The 16950-nt window shown below is 60.0% G+C and carries 17 protein-coding genes and 1 pseudogene; 11 read left to right on the forward strand and 7 right to left on the reverse strand.

The features are described 5' to 3' along the window. Positions 1-147: 147 nt before the first annotated feature. Positions 148-459, forward strand: a complete 312-nt coding sequence (locus tag PWG15_RS35535) for a DUF736 domain-containing protein (RefSeq protein ID WP_275027573.1) — start codon at positions 148-150, stop codon at positions 457-459. A gap of 46 nt (positions 460-505) precedes the next feature. On the opposite strand, the gene PWG15_RS35540 is transcribed toward PWG15_RS35535, so the two are convergent. Genes PWG15_RS35540 through traC form a run of 4 tightly spaced genes read right to left on the reverse strand, consistent with a single transcriptional unit; the run spans position 506 to position 3277 of the window. Then, complete coding sequence (locus PWG15_RS35540; RefSeq protein ID WP_275027574.1) at positions 506-865, reverse strand: WGR domain-containing protein; 360 nt, start codon at positions 863-865, stop codon at positions 506-508. 25 nt (positions 866-890) lie between these two features. Then, on the reverse strand, positions 891-2804 hold the full coding sequence (traG, locus tag PWG15_RS35545) for a Ti-type conjugative transfer system protein TraG (RefSeq protein WP_275027575.1): 1914 nt from the start codon (positions 2802-2804) through the stop codon (positions 891-893). Further along, positions 2791-3006 (reverse strand): conjugal transfer protein TraD, encoded by a 216-nt coding sequence (gene traD / locus PWG15_RS35550; protein ID WP_275027577.1) that lies wholly within the window; start codon positions 3004-3006, stop codon positions 2791-2793. Before traD ends, traG begins: the two co-directional genes overlap by 14 nt. 4 nt (positions 3007-3010) lie before the next feature. Beyond that, entirely contained in the window at positions 3011-3277 is a 267-nt protein-coding gene (gene traC / locus PWG15_RS35555; protein ID WP_275027579.1) for a conjugal transfer protein TraC, read from the reverse strand. A gap of 251 nt (positions 3278-3528) precedes the next feature. Between traC and traA the strand changes: the two genes are divergently transcribed. Genes traA through PWG15_RS35575 form a run of 4 tightly spaced genes read left to right on the forward strand, consistent with a single transcriptional unit; the run spans position 3529 to position 9187 of the window. Further along, on the forward strand, positions 3529-6834 hold the full coding sequence (traA, locus tag PWG15_RS35560) for a Ti-type conjugative transfer relaxase TraA (RefSeq protein WP_275027580.1): 3306 nt from the start codon (positions 3529-3531) through the stop codon (positions 6832-6834). Continuing rightward, a complete protein-coding gene (gene traF, locus PWG15_RS35565) occupies positions 6831-7397 on the forward strand; it encodes a conjugative transfer signal peptidase TraF (protein ID WP_275027581.1) in 567 nt (188 codons plus the stop codon). The genes traA and traF overlap by 4 nt, the downstream gene beginning before the upstream one ends. Continuing rightward, positions 7387-8550, forward strand: a complete 1164-nt coding sequence (locus tag PWG15_RS35570) for a conjugal transfer protein TraB (protein WP_275027582.1) — start codon at positions 7387-7389, stop codon at positions 8548-8550. The genes traF and PWG15_RS35570 overlap by 11 nt, the downstream gene beginning before the upstream one ends. Positions 8551-8563: 13 nt before the next feature. Beyond that, complete coding sequence (locus PWG15_RS35575) at positions 8564-9187, forward strand: lysozyme family protein (RefSeq protein WP_275027583.1); 624 nt, start codon at positions 8564-8566, stop codon at positions 9185-9187. Between the two features lie 21 nt (positions 9188-9208). On the opposite strand, the gene PWG15_RS35580 is transcribed toward PWG15_RS35575, so the two are convergent. Together PWG15_RS35580 and PWG15_RS35585 are read right to left on the reverse strand one after the other, a co-directional pair. Further along, entirely contained in the window at positions 9209-9631 is a 423-nt protein-coding gene (locus tag PWG15_RS35580; RefSeq protein WP_275027585.1) for a type II toxin-antitoxin system VapC family toxin, read from the reverse strand. Then, the gene (locus tag PWG15_RS35585; protein ID WP_275028010.1) at positions 9628-9885 is read right to left on the reverse strand and encodes a type II toxin-antitoxin system Phd/YefM family antitoxin; all 258 of its coding nucleotides are present in this window, start codon (positions 9883-9885) and stop codon (positions 9628-9630) included. The genes PWG15_RS35580 and PWG15_RS35585 overlap by 4 nt, the downstream gene beginning before the upstream one ends. A 322-nt stretch (positions 9886-10207) precedes the next feature. Between PWG15_RS35585 and PWG15_RS35590 the strand changes: the two are divergent. Both PWG15_RS35590 and PWG15_RS36630 read left to right on the forward strand, forming a co-directional pair. Continuing rightward, positions 10208-10600, forward strand: a pseudogene (locus PWG15_RS35590) (flagellin); the annotation flags it as partial. Between the two features lie 960 nt (positions 10601-11560). Then, positions 11561-12058 carry a flagellin gene (locus PWG15_RS36630; RefSeq protein ID WP_425536858.1) on the forward strand — a complete coding sequence of 166 codons (498 nt, stop codon included), beginning with the start codon at positions 11561-11563 and terminating at the stop codon, positions 12056-12058. A gap of 55 nt (positions 12059-12113) precedes the next feature. Here PWG15_RS36630 and PWG15_RS35600 read toward each other — a convergent pair whose 3' ends face one another. Continuing rightward, positions 12114-12809 (reverse strand): helix-turn-helix domain-containing protein, encoded by a 696-nt coding sequence (locus tag PWG15_RS35600; protein ID WP_275028011.1) that lies wholly within the window; start codon positions 12807-12809, stop codon positions 12114-12116. 230 nt (positions 12810-13039) lie between these two features. Between PWG15_RS35600 and PWG15_RS35605 the strand changes: the two genes are divergently transcribed. The 4 genes from PWG15_RS35605 to PWG15_RS35620 all read left to right on the forward strand — a co-directional run bounded on the left by PWG15_RS35605 (position 13040) and on the right by PWG15_RS35620 (position 16864). After that, positions 13040-14071, forward strand: coding sequence for an ABC transporter substrate-binding protein (locus PWG15_RS35605; protein WP_275028012.1), 1032 nt, complete (start codon positions 13040-13042; stop codon positions 14069-14071). A gap of 131 nt (positions 14072-14202) precedes the next feature. Beyond that, the gene (locus tag PWG15_RS35610) at positions 14203-14985 is read left to right on the forward strand and encodes an ABC transporter permease (RefSeq protein ID WP_425536859.1); all 783 of its coding nucleotides are present in this window, start codon (positions 14203-14205) and stop codon (positions 14983-14985) included. Beyond that, entirely contained in the window at positions 14982-15785 is an 804-nt protein-coding gene (locus PWG15_RS35615; protein ID WP_275027587.1) for an ABC transporter permease, read from the forward strand. The genes PWG15_RS35610 and PWG15_RS35615 overlap by 4 nt, the downstream gene beginning before the upstream one ends. Beyond that, on the forward strand, positions 15782-16864 hold the full coding sequence (locus PWG15_RS35620; RefSeq protein WP_275027588.1) for an ABC transporter ATP-binding protein: 1083 nt from the start codon (positions 15782-15784) through the stop codon (positions 16862-16864). The genes PWG15_RS35615 and PWG15_RS35620 overlap by 4 nt, the downstream gene beginning before the upstream one ends. The last annotated feature ends 86 nt before the right edge of the window (positions 16865-16950 follow it).

Genomic DNA, 16950 nt, shown 5'->3' on the forward strand with positions numbered 1-16950 from the left:
CGCCATTCCCCGCCAACCAACAAAAGTGTGCCTTGCCGTCCTCCATTTCATTGCGGCCAATGGGTGCGGTCCGATCGTCCCCGGTCCTTTCGACAGCCATCGAGGCCGCGAAGGGCGCGGCCCGAAACAACAGAAAGGAATTTCGACATGGCAACCATCGGCTCTTTCACCTCCACCGAAAATGGCTTTACTGGCTCGATCCGCACCCTGGCCCTCAACGTCAAGGCCCGCATCGCCCGGATCGAATCTCCCTCCGACAAAGGCCCCCACTTCCGCATCTACGCGGGCAACGTCGAGTTCGGAGCGGCCTGGCAGAAGAACTCCGAGCAGACCGGTCGCGACTACCTCTCGGTCAAGCTCGACGATCCAAGCTTCCCCGCTCCGATCTACGCAACGCTTGCGGAAGTCGAAGGCGAAGATGGCTACCAGCTGATCTGGTCGCGCTCCATCCGGGACTGAGCACAACTGGCCCCGTCTTCGGACGGGGCCCCATTCGGTCCAGCATTTACAGCATTGCTGTAATTGCTGGATCTGTTGTAGCTGGGTGGCCGGCGACCGGCCGATAACCACGTGCTCGCTTGAGCCGGGCGATATCCAGAAAAAGCCTCACCGCATCGCCCTCTTGGGCGAAGTGGTGGACCCTGCGCTGTCCCGACGAGCCGATACGTCCCCACCGCCTCGTGAGACATGTTTGGCCGAATAGATCCAGTGAAATGTCCATGGCGTAGTACCGGGCCATGTTCTTCGCCGGATCCTTCCGTTCCGCGTAAAGGTGGTACGGCTGAGTGAGCATGACATGAGAATCGCCGATGCTCAGAATCTCGTCCAACGAGAGTTTTGAATCGATCCCTTCTGATCGATTCATGTTTGTGATGGGTCGCCTGGAAAGTTCAGACAGGCTCCGACGGAGCATGAAATCTGCTCCCTTTGACGCAGCCTTGCATGTCCTCTCGTCTGAACCATATGGCGCGACCGCATCTAAGCGGCGCGTTTCCCGCCGTAAACACGATCTGCTCGTCGGCACGCATGCGCAGCACTTCGTCCGGCTGGATGAGCGGCCGGGCAGCAAGTTGCTTTGAGCGGGTGCGTGACGACCCACGTGATTGGAAACTGCGGCTGACCTGATCGACTTCGACGGTCGTCATGCCGCAACGCCTTGAAACATATTCGGCCGTCTCGGGATCGTTGATGGCGGCAAAGGAGACCCAGCTTGCACTCTCGAACCATTTGCTGGTTGCGTCGCGGCCGCCGAAAGTCTCGCGCATCTGGCCGATCGATTGAAAGATCAGCGTGAGTGATATCCCGTACTTGCGGCCGGTGTCGCGCGCCGTTTCGAGGATGCGCAAGTAACCAAGGCGGGCAACCTCATCGAGGAGAAAAAGAGCCAGGTCGTCGCCTGAGCGATTGCGATTGTAGATCGCGTTCACAAAGGATCCGATGATGACGCGAGCAAGGCCCGAATGCGTTTCCAGCGTCTTCAGATCGATGTTGATGAAGACATCCAGAGATCCGGCCAGAAGCTGCTCGGTCGAGAAACTCTTAGATGACACCAGACCCGCGTAGTTCTCATAGGAGAGCCAATGGGTCTCCTTGACTGCGTTGGCATAGACGCCCGAAAAGGTCTCCGGCGTCATGTTGACGAATGCAGCGACATTTTCTCTCACGAAGCCCGAACTCGAGTTCGCGTGAATGGCCTGCAGGCGCTCGCGCAGCTTCGGCTCCGGCTCGGCGAGATTCCTGCGAACTTGCCTCAGCGTCTGGTCTTCCTTGCGGGTGTGGCCCGAAAGGCAGACATCGGCAATGAGTGCGGTCAGCAACTGCAGTGCGGACGCCCTGAAGAAATCGTCACGCACCCCGATTGCGCGACCGCTGTCGCTCATGATCCAGGAGGCCACCGCGGCGATATCCTCCTCCTTGCTTCGGCCGTAACGGCCGATCCAGTCCAAAGCATTGAAGCCCGCGTCGGGTTTCTTCGGATCGAGAATTCGAACGTCCCGGCCAGCGCCTTTTCGATGGTCGATCACCATCGGGGCCACTTCGTTGGAGGGGTCGAGAACGACGAGCGTACTTCCCCACTTGAGCGCCGTCGGTACCGTTACCGAGGTCGTCTTGAACCCGCCTGACCCCGCAAAGACGATACCGTGCGACGAGCCGAAAGAGCCGTCGAAGCACAAGAGCGGCGACCGGCCGCCAGCGCCCCAGGTCTCGGGCTTGTCTGCTCGAAATGGAATGGCCGCGACGCCGTCTTCATCGACCCGGTAGGCTTCTCCAATCACGATGCCCGCCACCTCCGGAAAGAGCCTTTTCGCGCAGGAGAGCTTCATCCATTCGGCTTCACCGTAGATGGCGCGCTTGCCGCGAACGCGCTTCGGCGCAGATTTGGGGAAGGCGGCATTTCCGATCATCGCGACCCGCAATGCGAAGCCCGACGATAGAAGCGCCGCCACGGCTCCGACGACCGCTGCCGGTTCGAAGTCCAGCGTGTGGAACTGCCAGGACTGAGCGAGGCTCGTGTCTACAAAGCCGTCGATGAGGGCGACAGCGGCAGCGGTCAGCCCTCCCCCGAATGCGCCCCATCCCGCAAAGCGGATGTTGGCGGATCCGGCCGCCGCAAACAGGAAGATGGCGCCAACGACCGCCGCCGAAACAGAGGGGATCGCGACGCCTGCCCGGATCAACGCCAGGCGTCCGGCTTCCCGCCCCGCGAAAGACGATAGCCAGTCGCCGGCTCCCTCCATTGTGACAAGGGCGAGAGCCATCAAGGCAAGTGGCGAGGCTGCAAGTGCGATCCTACTCACGCCCATGGCGAAAGGCCTCCGCACCGATTTTCGCCAGCCGAATACGCTCGCCTTCGTCGATCTTCAGGCGCTGGCCAAGATCGATTAAAGCGCCAAGGAGGAGCGCGCGCGACTCGTAGCGCAAGCCCGCTTTGACGATGAGGCCCCCGAGTTCGATCTTTTCCCTGGTGTCCTTCCGCCGGGCATCGATTGTGCCTGCGCGCGCCATCCGCTCAAGCCCCTTCAGCGCCGCCCTGAGGCGTGCCAGGCGTGAGCGACGGGGCCCTGCTCCCTTGGACTGCCGTTCTCCTGCCTTCCCGAAAACGTGCCGCGAGCTTTTCGAAGACGGACTGCAGTTCGCCCTCATCGACCTCGATCTCCCCGAGACCGGCCTTCAGTGCGATGCGGCCAATCCGTTCGGCTTCGCGGGTTTCTGCATTCTTCAGTTGCTCCTGCAACCGGGCGATTTCTTCGCGGATTCGCGAGGACGGTTTCTTCATTCCGGGTGGTCCTTTCATGCCGTTTCGTTTTCGACGGGCATTAAGGTCGCGTAGATCGGCGTGCCGATCTACCAGCACAAATGCGAGTTGGCTGAGCCAACGCCTTTGATCATCATCCCGGCCGTTCCGAAGGAGCGGCACTGAAGGGCGCAATTATACGTCGCTGTTGCGACGTCTCGGTTTGCTTCCCCGGCGTGCGCGTCCCTTCCAGGAACGCGTTGATCTCGTTTTCATCCGGGAGTGATGTCGCCGTGGCTGTCCCTCATTTCTCCGTCAACATCGTTGCCCGTGGCGCGGGACGGAGTGCCGTCATGTCGGCCGCCTATCGCCACTGTGCGAAGATGGACTTCGAGCGCGAGGCCCGCGGGGTCGATTATCGCGCGAAGCAGGGGCTGCTCCATGAAGAGTTCGTGGTACCAGCTGATGCGCCAGCCTGGCTTTCCTCAATGATTGCGGATCGCTCCGTCTCCGGCGCGTCGGAAGCGTTCTGGAACAGGGTCGAAGAGTTCGAAAAGCGCGCCGATGCCCAGCTTGCCAAGGATCTCACGATCGCGTTGCCGATCGAACTCACGCCCGAGCAGAACATCGGGCTTGTGCGCGAATTCGTGGAGAGACAAATCCTGTCAAAAGGCATGGTCGCCGACTGGGTCTATCATGACGCCCCCGGCAATCCGCATGTTCACCTGATGGCGACGCTTCGTCCTCTCACGGACGAAGGGTTCGGAGCCAAGAAGGTGGCTTTACTTGCACCCGACGGCCGGCCACTGCGCAACGACATGGGCAAGATCGTTTACGAGCTCTGGGCGGGCGGCGTCGACGATTTCAATGCTCTTAGAGACGGATGGTTCGCGTGCCAAAACAGGCATCTGGCGCTCGCCGGACTCGACATTCGCGTTGATGGACGTTCCTACGAGAGCCAGGGGATCACGGTTGCGCCGACGATCCATCTGGGCGTTGGCGCCAAGGCGATCGAGCGAAAGTCCACCGCATCGCAGATGCCGGCTTCTCTGGAGCGTCTCGAACTCCAGGAGGCTCTTCGTCAGGCAAATGCGCGTCGCATCGAACGTCGTCCGCAAATCGTGCTGGATATGATAACGCGCGAAAAGAGCGTCTTCGATGAACGGGACGTCGCGAAGATCCTTCATCGCTATATCGACGATGCGGATCTCTTCGGCTCGTTGATGTTACGCGTGCTGCGAGATCCGAGCGCATTGCGCCTGACTGCAGAGGGTACCGACCTTGGAACGGGGCTCTATTCCCCGGCACGATACACGACTCGGGAACTCATCCGGCTCGAAGCGGAGATGGTAAACCGCGCTCTTTGGCTCGCGAGAAGAACTTCGCATGGTGTCCGCGGCGCTTTGCTGGAGGCAACCTTTTCTAAAAATCGAGGTCTTTCGGATGAGCAACAGGCGGCCATTGAGCATCTGACGACGGGGGCTGCCCTTGCTGCCGTCGTCGGTCGTGCAGGCGCTGGCAAGACAACGATGATGAAAGCCGCTCGTGAGGCCTGGCAGGCGGCGGGATATCGCGTTGTCGGCGGGGCTCTTGCCGGCAAGGCGGCCGAGGGATTGGAGAAGGAGGCAGGCATTGCCTCGCGCACGCTCTCGTCGTGGGAGCGTCGTTGGGCGCAAGGCACCGACTGCCTCGACGAAAAGACAGTGTTTGTCCTCGACGAGGCCGGCATGGTCTCGTCCCGGCAGATGGCATTCTTCGTCGAAGCCGTCGTAAGGTCCGGCGCGAAACTTGTCCTCGTCGGCGATCCCGAACAGCTTCAGCCGATCGAGGCCGGTGCGGCGTTTCGCGCGATCGGCGACCGGGTCGGCTATGCCGAACTCCAGACCATTTATCGCCAGCGCGCGCCCTGGATGCGCAGCGCGTCGCTTGATCTCGCCCGCGGCAAGATCGGCGAAGCGATCGATGCCTATCGCGCCAATGGCAAAATAGTAGGTGCGGAGCTCAAATCCGAGGCCATCGAACGCCTCATCACCGATTGGGACAGGGAGCATGACCTGACAAAGACGAGTTTGATGCTCGCGCATCTGCGGCGAGACGTGCGCCTGCTCAATAGCCTAGCGCGCGCCAGGCTCGTCGAACGTGGGGTTGTCGGTGAAGGCGCCGCGTTCCGCACAGCAGACGGAAACCGCAATTTTTCCGCCGGCGACCAGATCGTGTTCCTGAAGAACGATGGCATCCTGGGCGTCAAGAACGGCATGCTTGGGCGCGTGGTGGAAGCGGGTCCTGGCCGCTTCATCGCAAGCATTGGCGAAGGGACACATCGACGCGACGTTACCGTTGAACAGCGCTTGTACAACAATGTCGACCACGGCTACGCGACAACCATCCATAAGTCGCAAGGTGCGACCGTCGATCGGGTGAAAGTGCTCGCGTCGCTGTCATTGGACCGCCATCTCACCTATGTCGCGATGACCCGCCACCGCGACGAACTTGCCGTCTACTACGGTCGCCGCTCCTTCGCAAAGTCGGGCGGCCTGGTGCCGATCCTGTCGCGTCGCAACGCTAAGGAAACGACGCTCGATTACGAGGCACGACCGCTCTACCGCCAGGCACTGCGGTTTGCGGAAGCACGCGGACTGCACCTCATGAGCGTTGCCCGCACAGTCGTCCGTGACCGGCTTCACTGGATCGTCGGTCAGAAGCAAAAACTCGCGATGCTGGGCGCGCGATTGGTCGATCTGGCGTCTTCGATCGGGCTTGCCCGCGGCAAGCTTGAGCGCGCGGCCCCAGCAATCGGAGCTGCAAGACCGATCGTTTCCGCTATCACGGTTTTTGCCAAATCTGTCGAGCAAGCAGTCGCTGACAGGCTCGCGGCGGACCTCAACCTGAGAGAAAGATGGCAGGACGTCTCGATGCGCTTCCAGCTGGTTTACGCTGATCCGCAGGTCGCGTTTGCCGCCGTCAAGGTTGATGCGATGTTGAAGGATACCTCGCTCGCTGCAACCGTCCTTCAAGAGCTTGCTGCCGAGCCACAGCACTTCGGCGCGCTCAGTGGCAGGACCGGGATGTTTGCGAGCCGTTCCGACAAAAAGGATCGCGACGCAGCACTTCTCAATGTGCCGGCGCTCGCCCGAAATCTCGCAGATTATGTTCGCGTACGCGCTGAGACTGAGCGAAGGTGCTTGGCTGAAGAAAATGCCGTTCGTTCGAAGTTGGCGGTAGAGATCCCGGCTCTTTCGCCAGTGACCAGACAGGCGCTCGAACAATTGCGCGAAGGGCTCGAGCGCGATGATCAGGCACGCCATGAACCGTCGCCGCTCCCCCCGTCAATCAGACAGGAGCTGGAGCGATTTTCAGCCGCGGTCAGCCAAAGGTTCGGCGAGCGCACCTTCCCGCAGATTGCTGCGAAGGCCCCGGATGGCGAGGTCTTCGCGGCCGTCACGGCGGGAATGGCCCCTCAACAGAAGAATGAAGTGCGCCTGGCTTGGGACGCGATGCGGACGATCCAGCTGCTTTCTGCGCGTGATCGTGTCGCTGCCGGCCTCAAGCTGTCCGAAACGCAGCGTCAATCACAAGGCAAGGAACTCCGACTCAAATGACAAACGGATCCGCTCGTTCAGGAACAACGCGCCGGTGGCGTCAACGGCCGCTCCTTGTGGTGTTGGCCGGATTGCTGTCATCGCTCGTGATCGTCTTCTACGGATTGGCGTGCGGCTATCGCCTCAACTGGACGCCGAGCCAATCGCTCGGTCTTTGGCGGATCCGTCCGCTGGCAGGTGCGGTCGCCACCGGTGACCTTGTCTTTGTTTGCCCGCCGGACACGCCGCGATTTCGCGAGGCGCACATGCGTGGTTATCTGCGGGCAGGCCTTTGCCCCGGCGGATACGGCCCGCTCATAAAGACGGTGGTCGCGCTTGAGGGACAACGTGTTGAGATCGGCCACAAACTTGAGATCGACGGACGCGTGATTGCTCACGCCAACGTTCGGAAAAGCGATGGTCGTGGTCGCCCGCTTTCGTCTTTCAAGGGCGGGGTCGTTCCGGCCGGCCACGTGTTCCTGCATTCCAGTTTTTCAGCCTCCTGGGACTCCCGGTACTTTGGTCCAGTTCCTGCAGAGGGAATTCTCGGCTTGGCCGATGCGGTGCTGACCTATGCGCCGTGATCTCGTGCTAACGGCCGTGCTGGCGGTCGCTGCCATCGTTGCCGGATGGATCGGTTGGAGCGGAAACCTGCTGCTGTTGCCGGCATCTTGCGCGTTTGCGCTGATCTGGTCGAAGGCGCCGAACCGGATGGCGGTCCTGATCGTCTCGGCCGCATACTTTCTGACGGCCTCTCGTGGGTTGCCGCTCGGCGTTCAGCAGTTCTATTCCACCGACGTCTGGCCGGGTCTCATCTTCTGGCTCGCAGCCTCAGTGAGCTTCGTCCTGGTACATCTGGCGGCCTGGAGCAAGCGCTCGGCCTGGAGGCCGTTCGGCTTTCTCGTTGCGATGTTTCTCATGGCGGTTCCACCCCTCGGGATAACCGGATGGGCACACCCGCTCACCGCCTCAGGCATTCTGTTTCCGGGCTGGGGATGGTGGGGATTGGTTGCCATGACAGCCGGCCTCATGGGCCTCGCAACCCGTATGGGACCGGCTGTCGCCGTTGCCTTGACAGGCTTTTGGCTCTGGTCCGCCGCTATCTGGACCGACCCAAAGCTACCTGCGACATGGCGCGGCGTCGACCTCGAAATGGGGCCTTCGCTTGGTCGCGACGCAACTCTGAAGCGGCAGCGTGACTTGATTGCAACGGTCCATGAGATCGCGAGCCAAGGCGCAGGTTTCATCGTCTTGCCGGAGAGCGCCTTGGGGTTCTGGACACCGACGCTTGGCTCGTTCTGGAAGAAGAGTTTGCATGGGCGCGGGGTCACGGTCATGGCCGGCGCTGCGGTGCTAGACTCCAGTGGATACGACAACGTGCTCCTCATGATCGATGGTGACGGCAGTGACATTCTTTATCGGGAGCGGATGCCAGTTCCGGTTTCGATGTGGCGCCCCTGGGATCCGTGGATCGGCGAGCGTGGAGCGGCGCGTGCGCATTTCTTTGCCAATCCTGTGGTCGAAGTGGGCAAGCGCCGAATTGCACCCTTGATTTGCTACGAGCAATTGTTGGTCTGGCCTGTTCTTCAGTCGATGCTCGCAGGTGCCGACGTCGTCGTAGCCGTTGGGAACGGCTGGTGGACTGCCGGCAGTTCGATCGTCGATATCCAGCGCGCCAACGTGGCAGCTTGGGCCAGTCTCTTTGGCATCCCGCTCGTGATTTCTTTCAACACATGATCTGGAGGCCATCGTGCTTGAGGCGGCATTTATCGAGAAATGCGCAGATCCGTCCCTGGACTTAAACGTGGTCGAGGCGTTCGTCCGCGCGGTCGGAAACGGCGATCCGCTGGCAGTCACGGTCAAGGTCGGCCAAAAGAAGATCCTGGTGGAAAAGGCTGAGACCCCAGAACAAGCGCTCGCAATCGCCCGCCGCTATGTCGGGCACGCAATCGTGCGGGTTGGAATGACCTCGTACCCCGCTCACCTTGGGATAGAGAGTGGCACGGTATTGAGCCCTACCCTCTTTAATGCCTGTGAAAACCTTCGCATGGGGACGGCAATGTTCGCAAAAATCATGCGGATCGTCGCCGCGTGGTATGGCCGAAACGCTAGCGACGAAGCGCTACCCTATGTCCTGTCCGACAGCCTCCATGCGTGGGGCTCGGGTGAGTTCGAGGGTAAGGACGTATTCCAGGCAGAGGATCCGGGCGGGCTGGCAGCCGAACGGGCCGTTCGCTCGCAGGACAGCCGCAACAGCGATCAACCCTCCTTGCCATCGGTCGACGAAGCCCAACCGGGTGACATCACGTCGGCCGATATGCGGATCGATCTGTCGGGGATCGGGTCGAACGCACCCACCGTGCCGGTCCGATAGTTTAATGGCCTGATGGACAGGTCAGGCTTGCCACGGGTCGACCGCGACGACACCGGTCCCTTCAAAATCCGCCGTGTTGCGTGTCACGACGGTCATGTCGTGGACCAGGGCGGTTGCGGCAATCAGCGCATAGGCCTCATTGCGCCGGTCAGGAACATGCAGGTGGGCGCACCGGGTCGCGATAGAACCGTCAATTGGTACGATGCGATCTGCGAATTCCGGACGCACGCGGCTGTCGAGCCAGGACCGGAGCCGGGCGCCCTGCGCGGCATCCCGGCGCTGTACTCCAAGCACACCGCGCTCAAGTTCAAGGATCGTAATGACCGAAATGAAGAACTTGCGTGCGTCCTCTCCGCCAATCCAGGCCACCACATTTGCGTCAGCCTTGCCGTCCCCGACTTTGCGCAACTCCGAAACGACGTTGGTATCGAGCAGGTACTTCAAGACAAGTCCACTTCGCGAGGCATGATTTCGGCCCGCTGCAGCTCAAAGTCGATTGAAGAAAGCCCGGGCATCGCGAGCGCGTCAACAAGGTTCCGGTGCCTGCCGCTCAAGCGCTCGAATTCATCATATGTCATGAGAACGTGCGACGGCTTACCGCGGTCCGTGATGATGACCGGGCCGCTCTTCGCCGCCTTCTTGGCGCCGCTCACGTCATGATTGAGCTCTGGGCTGGAAAGGGTAGTGACGCCCGGCAGCTGCACGGTGGCGAAGCTGCGCCAGACAATGGCTGATCGGCTGAACCAATCGGGCAAGGATAATCGCTCGGCCAACAATGAGGGTAAGAGGCTTCGTGGGTACTGGAGGCCTGCCCGCGTCGTTATGCTTTAGTGTCGCGGATGGGAACCGGATCGGCGGGTGCCAAATGGCAAACCGTGATCCTTAGGTATTTCTACCCTGCGAACCAGCCGTTTCGGTTAACACTTTGCAAACCATAGTCAGCGGGCGGCTCATACAGCCGGCCTGGCATCATGACGATCGCCATTCATTTTGAGAAATTGATAGAATCGGCACCGTTTGATGACAAGCATTCTGACGAACACTTCAGCAATCTCCGCAATTCACCTCCTTCGAACGATCAACTCCAATTCTGCAGAGGCACAGCTCCAGGCGAGCTCGGGGCTCCGCATCCGCACCGCCGCAGACAATGCCGCATATTGGTCAATATCAACCACCATGCGCTCGGACAAACTGTCGATTTCCGCCGTAGCGGACGCTCTCGGCCTCGGTGCGGCCAAGATCGATACGGCCTATGCCGGGATGGAGGCCGTTATCGGTGTGCTGCAAGAATTCAAGGCGAAGCTCGTCGCGGCCAAGGAGCCCGGCGTCGACAAGGCAAAAATCCAGTCCGAGCTTAATCAGCTCAAACAGATGGTCGTAAGTATCGCGACGTCTTCAAGCTTTGGCGGTCAAAACTGGTTGAATACGGATATTGGACAAATCTACGACCTCAATGCGAACAAGGTGTCGCTCGTATCCTCCTTCTCCAGATCGTCAGGAAGCGTCTCTCTCAGTACGATCGATCTTCATCTTGACGAGATCAGCCTGTTCAACACGACAGGGGGAGGCTTGCTCCAGGCCGATCCCCGCGACGTCAAGTCAATCGGCGGCATGAGGCACGACACCGTATATCCTCAAAGCGGCTCGTCCACGATCTATTACACAGAAACAGAAACGCGGTGGATGAATCCAGAGTCGAATTCCGGGGCGCCAGGAGAATTCTCCTTCAATTTTCCGCACGGCTCGCCATTGGATTTCAACAGCCCAGGCGCTGAGATCAAGTTCGATATTATCCTCGACAGGGAATACGACCCCTCTGGAGATACCGGGATCACCGCAGAGCTTCGTGATCTCCCTGGCCCCTACTACCCAGGGTACACAAAGACGGTCACGATCACCAAAGCGCAGGTTGATGCCTATGACGCTAGTCTTGGGGGCGTTATCTCCACGAATACCCAGTTCGCCGGCTTGCTGAACACGCTACTCAGCCCAGAAGGGGCATATGTCAGCGCGAACTACGGCCACTATGAACCGCAGGGCTCGAACAACTGGATTCACGACGACGTGCTCATGAGCATTCAAACGCGGCAGAGCCATGGAGACGGCTCCTATGTCGAGATTGCCAATCTGAGCAGCGCCGGGGTCAGCACGGGCGGCTTGATACAGAAATTCGATTATGGGGAGAGAGGGTCGGGGCTGGCGCTTCAGTTCGATCCCTTTACGCTTCATCTGGACGGCGACACCCCTGACGGGGTCGAAGTCAGCTTTCAATTTGCGATAAACGGTGCTCCCTCCAAATCATATTCATTTGACCGGACATACGTGAACAACCTTCTTGGAAAGGACACCGGGGCCATCGAAACGACCGATGAGATGGTAACTCTGCTGCGGTCCCTGCTCGATGGGGATTGGCCGGACACGGTCATCCAAGTCTCCAGCGCCGATCCGCGCACAATCATCGTCAAGTCGGACCCCTTGATTGATCGCAAGTGGGGCGGCGGAACGCGCGCGGGGTTTTCGAACATCGTCGTCAGCATCGAGCCGCTTCCGGCGATCAACTTCCTCAACATCGACATTAAGCAGCACCCTGACCTGGTCGACCACTACATGAACTACATCGAGGTGTCGGGACAGCGGGTGATCGACGGTGCGGCCGTTCTTGGCGCCCTCAAGCAACGCACCGACATGCAGTCGGAATTCGCAAACAAGCTGATGGACAGTATCGACAAAGGCGTCGGCCGCCTCGTCGACGCCAACATGAACCTGGTGTCGACAAGGCTCAAGGCGCTTCAGACACAGGAGCAACTTGCAATTCAGTCGCTGCATATTGCCAACAACAACAGCGAAGCGATCCTGCAATTGTTCAGGTGATAGAGAGTTCTCCTGCTCGCACTGCGACTGGCGTTATGTCTTGCACCGCCCATTTTTATGGCGCGATACTGTGTCCGCGCTCGATGTGCGTGGCGATCAGCATGGCGACGAGATGTACGGTGTTCCTGGCTCCAAACCTTTCCTTCATCCGCTCAAGACGGTGCTCGACCGTGCGATGCGAGATTGAAAGCGCCGCGGCGATCTCTTTTGCGGTCGCACCCTCTACCAGCAGTTGGATGATTGCTTCGTCGGCGACGTCCATTTGCTCAAGGCGCCGCGGCGGACTGAGCAGGAACTGTGCATAGGACGATGAGATGATCCACTTCGGTTGATCGATGTTGCGCTGGGGTAGCAGGATGCGGTCATAGCCGAGGTTGACGCCGAAAAGACGTGTCTTGACGAGTTCCATGGAAGGCTGCTGGCTGGAGACCACCTGCTGAAGCCGCGGGATCACGGCCTCTTCCATGTAGCTCTGATCCTTGAAATCACCGATGTAGGCGTCGGCGAAAATCTTGTTTATGTTAAGAATACGCGACGTGAAACCGGAATGCCGAATAGCCTTCATATACCAGCGCTTAGGGTCGTTGCCCTCGACAGTAAACACGGTCAAACGCATCTTTATCGACAGCATATCGATGATGTCGCGGTACACGATTTCTGGTGAAGCCGGGTGCTCGGGATCGGTCTGAAGCCAGTTGTCGAGCATCTTGCGCGCGACTGCGCTGAAGGGTGTCTCTCTCGCCATTGCCATGCTTGCCAATCAAATTATCATACGAATTACAATTTAAAGCAGAGCGGCTGCAATAGGGTAAAAATACCCTGAAGCGCTTTCAAATGGACAGCGCGCAACGCGCTCGCAGCGATGAATTAATATCCCTAGGACATTAATCCTAGGGATCGCCGATTAGACCCACGAACTCCCGGCCGCCACCATTCGTCCTGGTTACAACGAATGGGAGAGACACCGTGGGAGCGAAACGCTTGCTTGCGTCTTTGTGCCTGGCAATTTCGGGCATTGGCAGCGGAACGGCGGGAGCCGAAACGCTAATCATCAACAGCTATGGAGGTCCCTACGAGGACATCATCCGGGAGCGGATCATCGAACCGTTCGAGAAACGTTTTGGGATTGAGGTCGTCTATGATGCCGTGGGATCCGCCCAGCAGGACTATGCCAAGATCAAGGCCACCAAGGGACGGCCGGGATTCGATCTGGTCGTCATGACCGCATCCCAGTCGCTGCAAGGATGCAAGGACGGACTGCTCGAAAAACTGACGCCGTCGTCGATCCCGAACCTCAACGCCCTTCAAGGCGAGCTTGCTGCGGTCGCCGGTGCCTGCGGCGCAGTGCACGAGGTCCAATACCTTTCTCTCCTCTACCGGACAGACAAGCTTGCCTCGCAGCCCACCTCCTGGTCCGCATTGCTCGAGCCTGAGCTCGACAAGAGGGTCATTCTTCCGACCTTCCAGAACATCATGGCCGTCTATCTCCTCGAGATGATGTCGGTCACGAATGGTGGGGACCTCATCGACAACGTCGATCCGGGCTTTGATGCCATGGCCAAGGTATCGGCGCAGTCGGTGGGTTTCGAGCAATCCTCCGCAATCCTTGAAAGCTATCTGCGCGAGGGCTCTGTCTGGGCGATGCCGTTCTGGAACGGGCGTGCGCAGCTGATGGTCGATGAAGGCCTGCCGGTCGACTATATCAGCCCGAAGGAAGGGACCATTCCGCTTGTCGCAACCCTCAACATTCCAATCGGTGCCGCAAACAAGGATGCCGCCCGGAGGTTCATCGATTTCTTCCTCGAGAAGTCGAGCCAGGAGGCGTGGGTCGCGGGTTACCGCGTCGGTAGCGCACGCGGCGACATCTCCGTACCTGAAGAGCTGAAGGACCGGCAGCTCACGGCTGGACCGGACGGCGATCGTCTGCACCTGCCCGATCTCCTCCGACTTCAGGAAAAACTGCCGGAATGGGCCGAGCGCTGGGAACGTGACGTCGTTCCGAACGCCCGTTGAGGAGCGCGCTCATGAACAGCCTTGCTCTCGACTTGCATCCGCCGGCGCAACGCCGGCGCACCCCCAGGTGGTTTCAGTTCGCCGCGCTCTCGCCGTCGCTTCTTGTTCTTTCGGTCTTCTTTGCACTGCCGATGGGGATGATGATCGGGATGAGCTTTACTCAGACCGAAACGTTCTCTCCGACCCTCGAGCACTATCAGCGCTTCTTCACCGACGGCCTTTCGATTGCCGGGTTCTGTCGCACTGCCTTGATGTCCTTGCTGGTTGCGGTCAGCGTGACCGTTCTCGGCTATCCGGTCGCCTATTTCCTGGCACGGTCAACCACGCGCTGGCGGGCGGTGGTGTTTGCGCTTGCGCTCGCGCCCGAACTCGCCGGCGTCGTTCTTCGAACCTATGGCTGGCTGATCATTCTGGAAGATCGGGGGTTCATCAATGATCTGCTCCTCCATCTCGGCGTCATCAGCTCGCCCCTCCCCTTGTCGAAGAACCTCTTTGCCGTCGTCGTCGGCCTGACCCATGTGGTGCTTCCCTTCGGCATTCTCTCGTTGATGACGAGTATTCAGGGCATCGACCCGAACCTGGAGCGGGCAGCGCAGATGCTCGGCGCATCGAGGCTGGCGGTGATCCGCACAATCGTCCTGCCCCTCTCCGTGCCCGGCATCGTCAGCTCGATGTTGATCGCCTTCACCATGGCGGCGAGCGCCTATGCCACCCCGGCACTTCTGGGCGGCGCAGGCTTCAAGGTGCTGGCGACGATGATCTACGAGCAGGTGCTTTTCTACATCGATTGGCCGTTCGCATCGGTCATGGCGATGGCGCTGCTCCTCATGATGCTGGCCATCTCGTTCGTCGGCGTTCGCTACGAAAGCCGCCGCAGATTGCGCGCCTCTGTTTCATCGGGAGGTGAAAGATGAACAGGCTTATCTCGATACTCTACTGGATTTCGCTCGGCGCGGTCCTCTGCTTCATCACTCTGCCGCTCATCGTCGTCGTCGCAGCCTCCTTGAGCCCGACATCGGCTGTCACGCTTCAGCCCTGGGAGTGGACGGGGCGCTGGTATGCGGATCTCTGGTCTAGCCGCTGGCTCGACCCGTTCCTTGCGAGCGTGAAAATCGCAACGGTCGTCGCGGCGATCAGCGGGGTGCTTGGATTGTTCGCGGCTTATGCGGTCGTCTACGAGCGTATTCCGGGCAGCGACGCCCTGATGTCTTGCCTTCTATCGCCGCTTTCGGTGCCGCAGATCGTCAAGGGCGTCGCAATCGTGCTCTTCCTCTCGATGATCGGGCTCCAGGGTTTTCTCGGCACGCCGGCGTTGATTGCTGCGCACGTGGTGCTCGCCCTCCCCTTCGTGACCCGCATGGTGGCGACCTCGCTTGCGAATTTCGACGCCAACCTCGATCGAGCAGCCCAGATTCTCGGAGCCGGCAAGCTTCAACGCATCCGGCTGGTGGTGCTGCCGATGATCAAGCCCGGGGTTCTTTCGGGCGCGACCTTCGCCTTCATCATCTCGTTCAACAACATCCCGTTATCGGTTTTCCTGGTCAGGCCCGGCGACAGCACCTTGCCGATCACCGTGATCAACTACCTCGAATACAGCCTCGATCCGGTGCTCGCGGCAGTCAACGTCGCCTCGATGGCCTTCATCCTTACGGTCATCTTCCTCTTCGAAAAGATCGGCGGTTTTTCCGCGCAACTCCATGGTGGCAGCAAATGAACGCACTCGACATCGAACTCGTCTCGGTCAGCAAGTCCTACGCCAGCATGGCGGTCGTCAAGGATATCGACCTCGCAATTCCTCAAGGCGAATTCGTTAGCATCCTCGGCCCATCCGGCTGCGGGAAGACGACCACGCTCAACATGATCGCCGGCTTTACCGCCCCATCACACGGCGACATTCGCATCAAGGGACGAAGCCAGGTCCGCGTGCCGCCGGAACGCCGCAACATCGGCCTGGTGTTCCAGAACTATGCGCTCTTTCCACACATGACGGTAACGGAGAACGTGGCCTTCGGCCTCAAGATGAAGGGCGTTCGCAGAGAAGAAGCCGATGCGACCGTCAAAAGCGCGCTCCGCAGCGTTCACCTCGAAGGAATGGGAGAACGTTACCCGCGGGAACTGTCCGGTGGCCAACAGCAGCGGGTAGCACTTGCCCGGGCGATCGCGCCGAGGCCGTCGGTCCTGCTTCTCGATGAGCCGCTTTCCAATCTCGACTTGAAGCTCCGAGAGGCGATGCGGATCGAACTGAAGGAAATCCAGCAGCAACTCGGAATGACCTTCGTCTACGTCACTCACGATCAGGAGGAGGCCATGGCGATGTCCGATCGGGTGGTCGTCATGTGGCAAGGGGCGATTGCACAAGAGGGGCAGCCTGCCGCCCTCTACCGCGAGCCGAACTCGCGCTTCGTGGCGGATTTCATCGGCAAGTCGAACATCCTGGCGGTGACATCCACGGCAACGCAAGCGGCCCGTCTCGAACTGGTGGTTGGAGATGGATTGATCCTGAAGGCGCACAAGACCGAGCTCTCTGCCGAGATCCGTTACTGCTCGATCCGTCCGGAGAGCATCGCGGTTCTGCCGCCGGGCATAGGGGGGAACGGGGCCGCCAACCTTCTCAATGCCACCGTGCGACGGGTCATCAACCTCGGTGCCGCCTTCGAGATTGATGCCGATCTCGGTTCGGATGTGCGTCTCCACGTGCTTCTCCGCGCGACCCGCGCGAGTGTTCCGCCGAAAGTCGGTGACGCCATTCGTCTCGGTATCGACGACGCCGACATCCAGCCCCTCAGCGCTTGAGGCAGATCGATAGGGTGGAGCGATCAATCCGAAGGCATCGCTATTGGAACCGCGCGATGCCTCCCAGCTACCATGGTGCCGACCGA

The organism is Ensifer adhaerens (assembly GCF_028993555.1).
Classification (GTDB): domain Bacteria; phylum Pseudomonadota; class Alphaproteobacteria; order Rhizobiales; family Rhizobiaceae; genus Ensifer; species Ensifer adhaerens_I.